11 protein-coding genes are annotated in these 12,936 nt (G+C 69.9%); 8 read left to right on the top strand and 3 right to left on the bottom strand.

Annotated elements, in window-relative coordinates:
• The first annotated feature begins 94 nt into the window (after positions 1-94).
• The 3 genes from pdxH to AB0A63_RS05455 all read left to right on the top strand — a co-directional run bounded on the left by pdxH (position 95) and on the right by AB0A63_RS05455 (position 4,193).
• Complete coding sequence (gene pdxH / locus AB0A63_RS05445) at positions 95-751, top strand: pyridoxamine 5'-phosphate oxidase (RefSeq protein ID WP_360385627.1); 657 nt, start codon at positions 95-97, stop codon at positions 749-751.
• A 186-nt stretch (positions 752-937) separates the two neighbouring features.
• The gene (asnB, locus tag AB0A63_RS05450) at positions 938-2,872 is read left to right on the top strand and encodes an asparagine synthase (glutamine-hydrolyzing) (protein ID WP_360385629.1); all 1,935 of its coding nucleotides are present in this window, start codon (positions 938-940) and stop codon (positions 2,870-2,872) included.
• Positions 2,873-2,969: 97 nt separating this feature from the next.
• Entirely contained in the window at positions 2,970-4,193 is a 1,224-nt protein-coding gene (locus tag AB0A63_RS05455; protein ID WP_360386639.1) for an MFS transporter, read from the top strand.
• Here AB0A63_RS05455 and AB0A63_RS05460 read toward each other — a convergent pair.
• Positions 4,177-4,971 carry a hypothetical protein gene (locus AB0A63_RS05460; protein ID WP_360385631.1) on the bottom strand — a complete coding sequence of 265 codons (795 nt, stop codon included), beginning with the start codon at positions 4,969-4,971 and terminating at the stop codon, positions 4,177-4,179. The two genes, AB0A63_RS05455 and AB0A63_RS05460, sit on opposite strands and share 17 nt — an antisense overlap.
• 104 nt (positions 4,972-5,075) lie before the next feature.
• Here AB0A63_RS05460 and AB0A63_RS05465 point away from each other — a divergent pair, with 104 nt between their 5' ends.
• Entirely contained in the window at positions 5,076-6,470 is a 1,395-nt protein-coding gene (locus tag AB0A63_RS05465; RefSeq protein WP_360385633.1) for an APC family permease, read from the top strand.
• A 79-nt stretch (positions 6,471-6,549) separates the two neighbouring features.
• Here AB0A63_RS05465 and AB0A63_RS05470 read toward each other — a convergent pair whose 3' ends face one another.
• Complete coding sequence (locus AB0A63_RS05470) at positions 6,550-7,326, bottom strand: MBL fold metallo-hydrolase (protein WP_360385635.1); 777 nt, start codon at positions 7,324-7,326, stop codon at positions 6,550-6,552.
• Positions 7,327-7,364: 38 nt separating this feature from the next.
• Here AB0A63_RS05470 and AB0A63_RS05475 point away from each other — a divergent pair, with 38 nt between their 5' ends.
• Positions 7,365-8,249, top strand: a complete 885-nt coding sequence (locus AB0A63_RS05475) for an aldose 1-epimerase family protein (RefSeq protein ID WP_360385637.1) — start codon at positions 7,365-7,367, stop codon at positions 8,247-8,249.
• Between the two features lie 708 nt (positions 8,250-8,957).
• Complete coding sequence (locus AB0A63_RS05480) at positions 8,958-10,172, top strand: amidohydrolase (RefSeq protein ID WP_360385639.1); 1,215 nt, start codon at positions 8,958-8,960, stop codon at positions 10,170-10,172.
• Here AB0A63_RS05480 and AB0A63_RS05485 read toward each other — a convergent pair.
• Positions 10,169-11,308, bottom strand: coding sequence for an acyl-CoA dehydrogenase family protein (locus AB0A63_RS05485; protein WP_360385641.1), 1,140 nt, complete (start codon positions 11,306-11,308; stop codon positions 10,169-10,171). The genes AB0A63_RS05480 and AB0A63_RS05485 overlap by 4 nt on opposite strands.
• An 82-nt stretch (positions 11,309-11,390) precedes the next feature.
• On the opposite strand from AB0A63_RS05485, the gene AB0A63_RS05490 reads away from it, so the two are divergent.
• Both AB0A63_RS05490 and AB0A63_RS05495 read left to right on the top strand, forming a co-directional pair.
• Positions 11,391-11,981 (top strand): TetR/AcrR family transcriptional regulator, encoded by a 591-nt coding sequence (locus AB0A63_RS05490; RefSeq protein WP_360385643.1) that lies wholly within the window; start codon positions 11,391-11,393, stop codon positions 11,979-11,981.
• Positions 11,982-11,987: 6 nt separating this feature from the next.
• On the top strand, positions 11,988-12,920 hold the full coding sequence (locus AB0A63_RS05495; RefSeq protein ID WP_360385645.1) for a carbohydrate kinase: 933 nt from the start codon (positions 11,988-11,990) through the stop codon (positions 12,918-12,920).
• Positions 12,921-12,936 lie beyond the last annotated feature (16 nt).

The following is a 12,936-nucleotide window of genomic DNA, read 5'->3' on the forward strand; positions in this document are numbered from 1 at the left end:
CATCACCGCGCAGGCGGTTTCGGGATCGGGTCGCCGTGCGTATGGTCGCGGGTCCAAGGACCACGAGTTCTGCGCTGTGCTGGGAGGTTCGCCGATGACGGAGACCACGAACATCGCTCTGCCCGCGATGCGCGTGTCTTATGAGCAGGGCTCGCTCGCCGAGTCGGAGCTTGCCGCCACCTGGCACGAACAGCTCCAGCTGTGGCTCGACCACGCTTCCCGCGCCGGTCTGGCGGAACCGAACGCCATGGTCCTCGCGACCACCGACACGCAGGGCCGCCCGTCCTCGCGCACGGTGCTGCTCAAGGGCCTCGACGAGCGCGGCGTGGTGTTCTTCACCAACTACACCTCGAACAAGTCGCACGACCTGATGGCGACCCGCTACGCCTCCGCCACGTTCCCGTGGTTCGCGATGCAGCGCCAGGCGCACGTCCGCGGCACGGTCGAGAAGGTCGGGCCCGTCGAGACCGCCGAGTACTGGAACTCGCGGCCGCGCGGGTCGCAGATCGGTGCCTGGGCCTCGCCGCAGTCGCGCGTGGTGGCCGGCCGTTCCACTTTGGACTCGGCGCTGCACAAGATCGAGCGGCAGTTCGCCGACACCGAGCAGATCCCGGTCCCCCCGCACTGGGGCGGCTGGCGGGTCCGGCCGGAGGAGGTCGAGTTCTGGCAGGGCCGCCGCGACCGGATGCACGACCGGCTGCGGTTCCGCCTGGGCCGCGACGGCTGGCAGGTCGAGCGAGTAGCGCCGTAGTCCGCGGCGCGAGGCTTTCGCGAGGGGGCGTCTCCTGTGGGCGGGAGGCGCCCTTTCGCATGGCCTTGACACACTGTCGCGGAACCTGGTGGCGGCCTCACACGTCCTCAGGCTGACCTAAGCGCCCAAACCACCCCTCGGCATACTGGGCGCTCAGCCACAGCGAACTACGAGGTGTGACTTCACGTGTGCGGAGTGCTCGGACTCATCTGCCCCACCGAAGCCGGCGCCGGCTCGGCGCGCGGCTCAGTGGCCGCCGCACTGCGCTGCCAGCGGCACCGCGGTCCTGACGAGAGCGACACCTGGGCCGACGCGGAGGTCGTCTACGGGTTCAACCGGCTCGGCTTCATCGACCTCGACCACTCGCACCAGCCGCTGGTCTGGGGCCCGCCGGAGAACCCGGCGCGGTACACGCTGAACTTCAACGGCGAGATCTACAACTACAAGGAGCTGCGGGCCGAGCTGGCCCTGCGGTTCGGCGCGCAGTTCCGCACCCAGGGCGACGGCGAGTCGATCGTCGCCGCCTACCACTACCTGGGCGCCGACTCGGTCAAGCGGCTGCGCGGCATGTTCGCGTTCATGATCTGGGACGCGCAGGAGCGGGTGGTCTTCGGCGCGCGCGACCCGTTCGGCATCAAGCCGCTGTACTGGGCGTCCGGGCCCGGCGGGGTGGCGTTCTCGTCGGAGAAGAAGAGCCTGCTGCAGCTCACCGGCACCCTCGGCATCAGCCAGGAGCTCGACCAGACCGCGCTGCAGCACTACCTGGTCCTGCAGTACGTGCCGGAGCCCGAGTCGCTGCACAGGGCGATTCGCCGCGTCGAGTCCGGCACCTCGTTCCGCGTCACGCCGGGCGGGCCGGTCCTGTTCAACCGGTACTTCAAGCCGGTGTTCGCGCCGCGGCCGGTCAACGGCGAGCACGAGGCCGAGGCACTGCACGAGCGGATCGCCGAGGTCATGCGCGACTCGGTGGCCAAGCACATGATCTCCGACCCGGACGTCACGGTCGGCGCGTTCCTGTCCGGCGGCATCGACTCGACGGCCACGGCGACGCTCGCGAAGCTGCACAACCCGAACCTCATCGCGTTCACCAGCGGCTTCGACCGCCAGGGCTACTCGGAGGTGGACGTCGCGGCCGAGACGGCGGCGGCCATCGGCGTGCGGCACGTGGTCCGCACGGTGTCGCCGGACGAGATGATGAACGAGCTGCCGCTGATCCTCTGGTACCTCGACGACCCGGTCGCGGACCCGGCGCTGGTGCCGCTGTGGTTCATCGCGCGGGAGGCCCGCAAGTACGTCAAGGCGGTGCTGTCCGGCGAGGGCGCGGACGAGCTGTTCGGCGGGTACGTGATCTACCACGAGCCGCTGTCGCTGTCGCCGTTCGAGAAGGTGCCCGGCGGTGTGCGCAAGCTGATGGGCGCGGTGTCGAAGTCCATTCCGGAGGGTGTGCGGGGCAAGGACCTGCTGCGGCGCGGCTCGCTGCGGCTGGAGGAGCGCTACTACGGCAACGCCCGCAACTTCAGCGACGCGCAGGTCCGCGCCGTGTTCCCCGGCTACGTCGAGGGCGTCGGCTTCCAGGACGTGACCGCGCCCTGGTACCGCGAGTCGGAGGGCTGGGACCCGGTCGCGCGCATGCAGCACATCGACCTGTTCACGTGGCTGCGCGGCGACATCCTGGTCAAGGCCGACAAGGTGACCATGGCCAACTCGATCGAGCTGCGGGTGCCGTTCCTCGACCCCGAGGTCTTCCGGGTGGCCGCCGAGGTGCCGCTGGAGCAAAAGCTCACCGAGGGCACGACCAAGTACGCGCTGCGCAAGGCGCTGGCCAAGATCATCCCTCCGCACGTGCTGAACCGGCCGAAGCTGGGCTTCCCGGTGCCGATCCGGCACTGGCTGCGCGCCGAGATGTACGACTGGGCGCGTGGGATCATCGCCGACTCGCAGACCGGCCACCTGCTCGACAAGAACGCCGTGCTCGACCTGCTGGCCGAGCATAGGTCGGAGCAGTTCGACCGGTCGCGCCAGCTGTGGTCCGTGCTGTGCTTCATGATCTGGCACGGGATCTTCGTCGAGGGCCGGATCAGTCCGAAGGTGCCGGAGCCGGTGTACCCGGTCCGCCTCTGACGAGTGGTCTTGGTGACACCTCACGTGAAGTGCTTGTTAGTTGTCATAGGCTAACGAAGTGGCCACTGTGGGGAGAAGCGCGCGCTCGACGTTCGTGATCGACACGCGACCGTTGAAGATCGTCGCGTACCGCCGGTTGTGGCTCTCCACGATCGTCACGGCGGTGGGCTCCCAGCTCACCGCCGTCGCCGTGCCCAAGCAGGTCTACGACCTCACCGGCTCGTCCGCGTGGGTCGGCATCGCCGCGGGCGTGGCGCTGGTGCCGCTGCTGGTCTTCGGGCTGTGGGGCGGCGCGATCGCGGACACCGTCGACCGGCGCAAGCTGCTGCTCGTCACCAACACCGGCATCGCGGTCTCCTCCGTGCTGCTGTGGGTGCAGGCCGCGCTCGACGTCCGATCAGTGTGGCTCGTCATCGCGCTGCTCGGCCTGCAACAGGTGTTCTTCGCGGCCAACGCGCCCGCCCGGTCGGCCTCCATCGCCCGGCTCGTGCCGGCGGAGCTGCTGCCGTCGGCGGGCGCGCTCGGCTCGACGGTCATGCAGTTCGGCGCCGTGCTCGGGCCGTTGCTCGCCGGCGCCCTGATGCCCGTCGTCGGACTGCCCACGCTGTACCTCGTGGACGCGATCGCGCTCGTCGTCACCGTCTACGCGGTGTGGAAGCTGCCGCCGATGCCCCCGCTCGACGGCGTGGTGCGGCGGGCCGGGCTGAAGGACGTGCTGGCCGGCTTCGTCTACCTGTGGGCGCAGAAGGTGCTGCTCGCGTCGATGCTGCTGGACATCATCGCGATGGTGTTCGGCATGCCGCGGGCGCTGTTCCCGGAGATGGCGCAGCACACGTTCGGCGACCCGCCCGGCGGTGGGTTCGCCCTCGGCGTGCTGTTCGCCGCCATCCCGATCGGTGCCGTGCTGTGCGGGCTGACGTCCGGGTGGATCGCGAACGTCGGCAGGCACGGCGTCGCGGTCACCGTGTCGGTGGTCGCCTGGGGCGTGGCCATCGCCGGGTTCGGGCTCTCCGGCAACCTGTGGGTGGCGGCGGCGTTCCTCGCGTTGGCGGGCGCGGCGGACATGGTGTCGATGGCGTTCCGCGGCGCGATCCTGCAATCGGCGGCCACGGACGAGATGCGCGGCCGCATGCAGGGCGTGTTCATCGTCGTCGTGGCGGGCGGCCCGCGGATCGCCGACCTGCTGCACGGCACGGGCGGTGCGGCGTTCGGCACGGCCGCGGCGGTCACGGCCGGCGGCGTGCTGGTGGTCGTGGCGACCGTCGTCGCGGTGCTGCTGCTGCCCGCGATCTGGCGCTACCGCGTCAGTTCCGCTGGCTGACCACGGCCGGCACCGGGTCCACGACCCGCGCCGACGTGCCCCAGTCGGTGAACCTGGCGTCGTCGACGATCGTCGCCTGGCCGAACTGCCGGGAGACCTTCAACCGGGTCGGCAGACCGGCCCGGTCGAAGTCCAGCTCGGCGACCGACGCCTGCACGCCCTGGTCGAGAGCGATCTTGACCTCGTTCTTCAGGAAACCGTCCGGCAGCGCGTCGTAGGCCTTCCGGTGGTCGATGTCCACCGTGTACAGCGTGCGGTCGCCGAACTGGCCGGACAACCGCACCACACCGCCGGCCGCGATGATCGGCAGGTGGTACCGGGTGAACACGGCCTCCTGGTGGACCAGGTCGTAGAAGCCCAGCATGGTGTCCGTGAACTCGTCGGTGTCGGCGCGGGTGAGCTTCACCCACGGCTTGTCCGCGGGCAGCCCGAACACCGGGGGCAGCTCGACGTACGCGTTGTCCTCGCTCGTGGACACGTAGTGCAGCTTCTGCGGCGCCCCACCGGTCTGCACCGGTCGCTCGGTCGTGGCCTCGACGTCCGCGCCGTCACCCGCCGTGAGCCGCACGACCCCCGACGCCGACGCGACGGCGCCACCGCCCACCGGCGCGGTCACCGTGAAGCGGTAGGAGGTCTTCTCCGACACGGCACGGGTGGTCGCCGACACCAGCGAGGCGATGTCCTCGTGCACCACGGCGGTGGGCCCCGGAGCGGCCGGCGGCGGGGAGGAACAGGCCGCCAGCACCGCGGTCGAGATCAGCAGGACCGCGCGCTTCATCGCGACACCCCCAGGTCGGAACGAGTCCGGTCGATTACACCATACGGGTGAGGAAAGCAGTCATCAGTGCTGGTCGTCACACCGAACCGGCACAATTCCACGGCATGGCTGAAGCGACTCCACAAACGGAACAACCGGGGCTGCACCGGGCGATCGGGCCCAAGCTGCTGTTGTTCTTCGTCGTCGGCGACATCCTCGGCACCGGGATCTACGCGCTGACCGGCAACGTCGCCGGCAAGATCGGCGGCGCGCTCTGGTTGCCCTTCCTGCTCGCGTTCGTCGTCGCGTTCCTGACCGCGTTCAGCTACCTGGAGCTGGTCGGGAAGTACCCGAGAGCCGCGGGCGCCGCGCTCTACACCAACAAGGCCTTCAAGATCCACTTCCTGACGTTCATGGTCGCGTTCGCGGTCATGTGCTCGGGCATCACGTCCGCCTCCAGCGCCGCCCTCGCGTTCGGCCGCACCTACCTGCGGCAGCTGCTCGTGGAGTTCTTCGACATCGCGCTCAGCCCGGAGTCGCTGGTCATCACCGGCATCGCGATCGTGTTCATCGCGGCGCTCGCGATCATCAACTTCCGCGGCGTGTCCGAGTCCGTCAAGGCCAACGTGGTCCTGACCTGCATCGAGCTGTCCGGCCTGATCATCATCATCGCGATCGGCGCCTACGCGGTCATGGTCGGCGACGGCGACCCCTCGCGGCTCACCGAGATCCACACGCCGTCCGGCTCCAACGTCCTGCTCGCGGTCACCTCGGCGACGGCACTCGCGTTCTTCGCCATGGTCGGCTTCGAGGACTCGGTGAACATGGCGGAGGAGTGCCGCGACCCGGTCCGGATCTTCCCGCGCGCGATGCTGTGGGGCATGGGCATCGCCGCCCTGATCTACGTCCTGGTCGCGATCACGTCGTCGCTGCTGATCCCGTCCGACGAGCTCGCCAAAGCCGGCTCCGGCGCGTTGCTGAAGGTCGTCACCGTCGGCGCACCCGGCTTCCCGCTGTGGGTCTTCGCCCTCATCGGCCTGCTCGCCGTCATCAACTCGGCGCTGATCAACATGCTGATGGCGTCCCGCCTGCTCTACGGCATGGCCAACGAGAAGATCATCCCGAAGTTCTTCAGCGCCGTGCACCCGTTCCGCCGCACGCCGTGGATCTCCATCGTCTTCACCACCGGCATCGCGGTGATCCTGGTGTCCACGGCCGACATCGGCAAGCTCGGCGGCACGACCTCGTTGCTGCTGCTCGTCGTCTTCACCATCGTCAACATCGCGTGCCTGGTGCTGCGCAAGGAGAAGTCCGAGCACAAGCACTTCCGCGCACCCACCTGGGCGCCGGTGCTGGGCGCCATCACCTGCGCGTACCTGGCGCTGCCGTTCACGTCCGGCCGGCCGTGGGACGACTACAAGATCGCCGGCTACCTGCTGCTCGCCGGCCTGGTGCTCTGGGGCATCAACCGGGTGCTGCACGGCAAGGTCGACATCAGCCCGGAGAACCTGTCGAAGTGACCGGTTCGGCACGAGGAACCGGTCGGGCCCGCCCGACCGGTTCCGCTGCCTTTGTCGCACCCGAGCGCGCGGACGGCCGTCATCCCAGCCTGGCCAGCTCGACCGGGTCGTGCGCGCAGAACACCTCGACCTCACCGGTCGCCTTCAGCTCCCGCAACCGCTCCACATTGGACAGCCGCTGCACCCGGATCGTCTCCGTCTGCCTGGCGGTCATCTTGAGCGCGAAGATGCTGCTCGGCGGCGTCTCGACCTCACCGCGGTAGAAGTAGGCGTCCCCGGCGTGCAGCAGCCAGCCGTCGTCCGACCTGACCGCGATGCCGCTGTGGCCGCGGGTGTGCCCGACCAACGGCACGATGAGGACGTCCGCGGGCAGCCCCGGGATGTCGCGGACCGCCTCGAACCCGAACCACTCCTCGCCGGTCGCGTGGTGCGTCCGGAACGTGACCCCCTCGCGCTGCGCCTTCGGGAACCGCATCTTCTCCTTGGTCGTGCGCGGGTTGGTCGCGGCCTCCAGTTCGGTGTCGAGCACGTGCACCGTCGCACCGGGGAAGTCCCGCAGCCCACCCGCGTGGTCCATGTCGAGGTGCGTGAGCAGCACGTGCCGCACGTCGCTCGCCCGAAACCCGCGCTTCTCGACCTGGCTGACCGCGGTCTCGTTGACGTCGAGCAGCGGCCGCAGCAACCGCCGGCTGAGCCCGTCGATGGTCTGCGCCGGGTCCTTCACCTCGTGCGTGCCGAAGCCCGTGTCGACCAGCACCAGCCCGTCGTCGGCCTCGATCAGCAGGCAGTGCGCCACGAGCCCGCCGGGCACCAGCGGCGGCCGCATCGAACCGCAGTTGAGGTGATGGACCTTCATGGGCAATTCCTTCCGTTGGCCCCGTAGGCTTCAGCCTCATGTTGGGGATCTCGTACGAGGGTGCCACCGCTGTGATCACGACTGTAGGCGCGGGCCTGCGGTCCTTCGAGGTGAACGGCGTCCCGTACGTGGAGACGTTCGGCCCGGACGAGAAACCACCGATGTCCGCCGGCGCAGTCCTCGTGCCCTGGCCCAACCGCACAGCCGGCGCCTGCTGGACCCTCGACGGCGAGGTCCAGCACCTGGAGGTCACCGAACCGGCCCGCGGCAACGCCATCCACGGCCTGGTCCGCCGCCGCCCCTGGTCCGTCCTCGAACACACCGGCTCCCTGGTGACCCTCGAAACGGTCATCGACCCCCAGCCCGGCTGGCCCGCGGCCCTGCGCACCACCATCTCCTACGCCTTGGACGACAACGGCCTGACCATCGCCCACCACGTGACGAACGTCGGCGAGCTCGCCACCCCCTTCGGCGTCGGCACCCACCCCTACCCCCGCGCTGGGAACGCTTCCACGGACTCCTGCACGCTCACCCTGGCGGCCACGACGGTCCTCCCCCTGGACCTCGAGCGGATGGTGCCCTCCGGCCCCGCCGTACCCGTCGAGGGAACCTCCTACGACTTCCGCGCCGGCCGCCCACTGGCCGGGGTCCAGCTCGACACGCCGTTCGGCGGCTGCGAACCGGGCCGCGACGGGCTGGTGCGGCACTCGCTCGCCGGTGACGGCTGGGGGGTCGAGCTGTGGGCCGATCCGGACTTCCGGTGGGTGCAGGTGTACACGCCGGAGGCCTATCCGGGGCGGGGACGGGCGGTGGCCGTTGAGCCGATGACCTGTCCGCCGGATGCGTTGAACTCCGGGGTGGATTTGATCTGGGTGGCTCCGGGGGAGTCCTGGGGGGCTCGGTGGGGGATTCGGCCGCTGTGACTCGCTGAGGGTGGCTGTTCCTGGGGCTCCGCCCCAGACCCCGGCACTCCCGAAGAAGCCGCCGGCGCCGTTCGCAGGTTGATGACACGCCTGTTGCTTTGTGCGGCTGCCGGTTGCGTTGCGGTGTGCGTCTTCCCCGTCGAGCGCTTCGGAGCGCGCCAGACCTGGGCAGGACGATCGGAGCGCTAGACGGGGAAGCCACCCACCGCGGAACCGCCCGAGGAAAGCCCTTCACGCCTCGCCTCCGGCTCGATCACAAGCCGATCCCCTGACGCTTCCCGCTATGCGGCTCTTACCCGGCGGCTCCCGCCGTGCGGCTCACGCCTGGCCCCTCACCCCACCATCCCCCGGCGCACCCCAGCCCGTTCCCCGGCCGCGAGTCCCGCGCACCCCCGCCACGGCTCCCCACCCGATCCCCACGCACCCCCCGACGCGCCTCCCCAGCGCGCCCCAACCCCCTCCTTCCATCGCACCCTCACCTCCACCCCTCGACGCGATCCCCGACAACGTGCCGTGCGCCCCTCCCGCGCTTCCTTGTCTGCGGGCGAACGAACCACCTGCATCCGGACATCCCAACAGACGCCCAGGCGTGCAAATCAGGACAACCTTCACCCGATCAGGTCACTGCACGCGAAACGCAAGCAAAGCGGGAGCGAGCCACGAGGGCGGACTGGCCCGAGCGGCGTCCAACCGTTAGCGTTGCTAACCATGAACATCGCGATCACCGGGGGCTACGTCGTGCCGGTCGACGGGGAGCCCGTCGAAGGCGGCACTGTTCTGATCCAGGACGGGAAGATCGTCGCCGTCGGCGCCGACGTCGACATCCCGGACGGGGTGCGGGTCGTCGACGCGGACGGGGCCTGGGTGTTGCCGGGCTTCGTCGAGGCGCACGGGCACATCGGCGTCCACGAGGAGGCCGAGGGGTGGGCCGGGCAGGACACCAACGAGATGACCGACCCCGTCGGGGCGCGGATGCGGGCGCTCGACGCGATCAACCCCGCCGACATCGGGTTCGCCGACGCGCTCAGCGGGGGTGTCACCACCGCGGTGATCAAGCCGGGGTCGGGCAACCCCATCGGCGGGCAGACGGTCGCGATCAAGTGCTGGGGGCGCACGGTCGACGAGATGCTCGTCAAGGAACCGGTCAGCGTGAAGAGCGCGCTCGGGGAGAACCCGAAGCGGGTCTACGGCGACAAGGGGAAGCTGCCGTCCACGCGGCAGGGGGTCGCGGCGGTCATCCGCGACGAGCTCACCAGGGCGCAGGACTACCTGGCGAAGAAGGCGGAGGCGGAAGCGGACGGCAAGGCGTTCGACCGCAACACCACGCTGGAGGTCCTCGGCAAGGTGCTCACCGGCGAGCTGCCGTGGTGCCAGCACGCGCACCGGGCCGACGACATCGCCACGGCCATCCGGCTGGCGGACGAGTTCGGCTACCGGCTGATCCTCAACCACGGCACCGAAGGCCACCTGATCGCGGACCTCATCGCCGAGAAGCAGATCCCCGTGATCATCGGTCCGCTGTTCACCACCCGGTCCAAAGTGGAGCTGCGCAACCGCGGGCTGCGCAACCCGGGCATCCTCGCGCGGGCCGGGGTCGAGCTCGCCATCACGACCGACCACCCCGTCATCCCCATCCACTTCCTGGTGCACCAGGCCACGCTGGCGGTGAAGGAGGGGCTCGACAGCGACGTCGCGCTGCGGTCGATCACCACCAACCCCGCGCGGATCATGGGGCTGGACGACCGGGTCGGGGCGCTCAAGCCCGGTCTCGACGGTGACGTCGTCATCTGGTCGGGGGACCCGCTCGACGTGATGAGCCGCGCGCTGCACGTCTACATCCAGGGACGCGAGGTCTACGCGTTCGACGAGCGCAAGGGCGAAGGGACCGTCGCCGATCCCTTCTACCGGGAGAACCAGGGCTAACGCAGGCCGCGGCCGATCACGAGGCGCTGGATCTGGTTGGTGCCCTCGAAGATCTGCAGCACCTTGGCCTCGCGCATGTAGCGCTCGACCGGGAAGTCGCGGGTGTAGCCGGCGCCGCCGAGGACCTGCACGGCGTCGGTCGTCACCTTCATCGCCGCGTCCGTGGCGACGAGCTTGGCGATCGACGCCTGCTGGCGGAACGGCAGACCGGCGTCGCGGCGGCGGGCGGCCATCAGGTACGTCGCCCGCGCCGACTCGACGGCGGCGGCCATGTCGGCGAGCAGGAACTCCAGGCCCTGGAACTCGATGATCGGGCGGCCGAACTGGGTGCGGGACTTGGCGTACGCCACCGCCTCGTCCAGTGCCGCCTGGGCCAGGCCGACCGCGCAGGCCGCGATGCCGAGCCGGCCGGAGTCCAAAGCGGACAGAGCGATCTTCAGGCCGTCGCCCTCGGCGCCGATCAGGCGGTCGGTGCCGAAGCGCACGCCGTCGAACGACAGCTGCGCGGTGATCGAACCGGTGAGACCCATCTTGCGCTCGGCGGGCGCGGCGGACAGACCGGGCGCCTCACCGGGGGCCAGGAAGCAGGAGATGCCGCGGCCGGCGTCGGGGGACGTGCGGGCCATCAGCGTGTAGAAGTCGGCGGCGCCGGCGTGCGTGATCCACGCCTTGGTGCCGTTCACGACGTACTCCGAGCCCTGGCGCACCGCGCGGGTCGACATCGCGGCCGGGTCGGACCCTGCCTGCGTCTCCGACAGCGCGTAACCGCCGAGCAGCTCGCCTTCGAGCATCTCCGGCAACCAGCGGTCCTGCTGCTCGCGGGTGCCGAACGTGGCCAGGCCGTAGCAGGACATCACGTGCACGGAGAGGCCGACGGCGACCGTCATCCACGCGGAGGCGACCTCCTCCAGCGCCTGCAGGTACACCTCGTAGGGCTGCGCGCCGCCACCGAACTCCTCGGGGTACGGCAGGCCCAGCAGACCGCTGCGGCCCAGCAGCCGGAACGCCTCGCGGGGGAACTTCTCGTTCTCCTCCGCGTCCGCCGCGTGCGGCTTCAGCTCGTCCCGCGCGATCTCCTTGACCAGCGCGATCAGGTCTTCGGCCTCTTGGGTGGGGAGCAGCCGCTCGGCGGGCATCGTCGACCTCCGGTGTGTACTGGTAGCTGTACTGTAGGACGTACCGCAGTACACCTGCCAGTCAGTGTGGCAAGGTCGTCACATGACGCGGGCTCTCACGCAGCGGCAGGCCGAGCTGCTCTCCCGGTTGGAGGTCCTCTTCCTCGACGAGGGCTTCGGTCACCTCACGCTGGACGACATCGCGGGCAGGCTGCACTGCTCGAAATCCACCCTCTACGCGCTCGCCGGCAGCAAGGAACAGCTCGCCGTGCGGGTCGTCGGCCGGTACTTCAAAGGCGCGGCCGAACGCATCGAGAAGCGCATCGCGGGCCTCCACGACGTGCGCAAACGCATCGGCAGCTACCTCGCTGCCGCCGCGGAGGAGCTGAACAGGGCCTCGGCCGCGTTCATCGCCGACGTGTCCGACTTCCCGCCCACGCGCGCCACCTACGAGCGCAACGCCCGTGCCGCCGCCGAGCGCATCAAGGCGTTCATCCAGGACGGCGTCGAGCTGCACGTGTTCCGCGAGGTGCACGCCACGTTGTTCGCCGAGATGGCCGGTCTGCTCATCGAGAGCATCCAGACGGGGGTCCTCACGAAACGGGCGGGTGTTTCGGATGCCGAGGCGTTCACCGCACTGGGGGAACTGCTGTTGGATGGTCTGCAGAGGACCGGGGCCGGCCAGAGGGAGTAGGACGCTGTGATCGTGGTTGCTGGTGAGGCACTGGTCGACATGGTGCCGGTGGGGGACGACGAGCTGGCGCCGCTCGCGCCCAAGCTGGGGGGCGGCCCGTACAACGTCGCCGTCGCGCTCGGGCGGCTCGGTGTGCCGACGGGTTTCCTGTCGCGGGTGTCGGCCGATCACTTCGGCGAGCAGCTCGTGAAACGGCTGCACGCGTCGAACGTGGGCACGGACCTCGTCCAGCGCGGGCAGGAGAACACCACCCTCGCGGTCGTCGGTCTCGCGGACGACGGCAGCGCGCGCTACTCGTTCTACGTCGACGGCACGGCCGACCGGCTCGTCGAGGACCCCGGCCCGCTGCCGGAGGGCGTGAAGGCCGTGTCGTTCGGCACGCTGAGCCTCGTCCTGGAACCCGGTGCGAGCGTCTACGAGACGGTGCTGCGGCGGGAGAGCAAGCGGCTGCTGACCGTTCTCGACCCCAACATCCGGGCAGGCCTGATCGACGATCCGGGCGCCTACCGCACGCGGTTCACGTCGTGGCTGCCCGATGTCGGGCTGCTGAAGGTGTCCGTCGAGGACGCTCAGTGGCTCGCCGAGGACGGCGACGTGATCGAGATCGCACGCACCTGGATTTCACAGGGACCCGCCGCCGTCGTGCTCACCAGGGGTGGTGACGGTCTCTCCGTGATCACCGCCACGGACCGGGTCGACGTGCCGCCGGTGGAGGTCGACGTCGTCGACACCATCGGTGCCGGCGACACCGTGCAAGGCGCCCTGATCGCGTGGCTGCACGACCACGACGCGTTGTCCGCCGAGAAGGTCCGCGCGCTGTCCGCGGAGGAGTGGACCAGCGCGTTGACCTACGCCGGTGCGGCCGCCGCGATCACATGTTCGCGTGCGGGCGCCGAGCCGCCCTTTGCGAGCGAACTCACCGCCGCGTTGGGTGGATAAAGCGCCGAACCGGACT

Origin of the sequence: Lentzea sp. NPDC042327, assembly GCF_040647275.1 — a bacterium.
In the GTDB taxonomy this organism is placed as follows: Bacteria; Actinomycetota; Actinomycetes; order Mycobacteriales; family Pseudonocardiaceae; genus Lentzea.

What these genes read in the sequence shown, in the direction of transcription:
- pdxH (WP_360385627.1), top strand. Translation starts at nt 95, where the DNA reads ATGACGGAGACCACGAACATCGCTCTGCCCGCGATGCGCGTGTCTTAT.
- AB0A63_RS05460 (WP_360385631.1), bottom strand. Translation starts at nt 4,971, where the DNA reads ATGAAGCGCGCGGTCCTGCTGATCTCGACCGCGGTGCTGGCGGCCTGT.
- AB0A63_RS05465 (WP_360385633.1), top strand. Translation starts at nt 5,076, where the DNA reads ATGGCTGAAGCGACTCCACAAACGGAACAACCGGGGCTGCACCGGGCG.
- AB0A63_RS05470 (WP_360385635.1), bottom strand. Translation starts at nt 7,326, where the DNA reads ATGAAGGTCCATCACCTCAACTGCGGTTCGATGCGGCCGCCGCTGGTG.
- AB0A63_RS05475 (WP_360385637.1), top strand. Translation starts at nt 7,365, where the DNA reads ATGTTGGGGATCTCGTACGAGGGTGCCACCGCTGTGATCACGACTGTA.
- AB0A63_RS05480 (WP_360385639.1), top strand. Translation starts at nt 8,958, where the DNA reads ATGAACATCGCGATCACCGGGGGCTACGTCGTGCCGGTCGACGGGGAG.
- AB0A63_RS05485 (WP_360385641.1), bottom strand. Translation starts at nt 11,308, where the DNA reads ATGCCCGCCGAGCGGCTGCTCCCCACCCAAGAGGCCGAAGACCTGATC.
- AB0A63_RS05490 (WP_360385643.1), top strand. Translation starts at nt 11,391, where the DNA reads ATGACGCGGGCTCTCACGCAGCGGCAGGCCGAGCTGCTCTCCCGGTTG.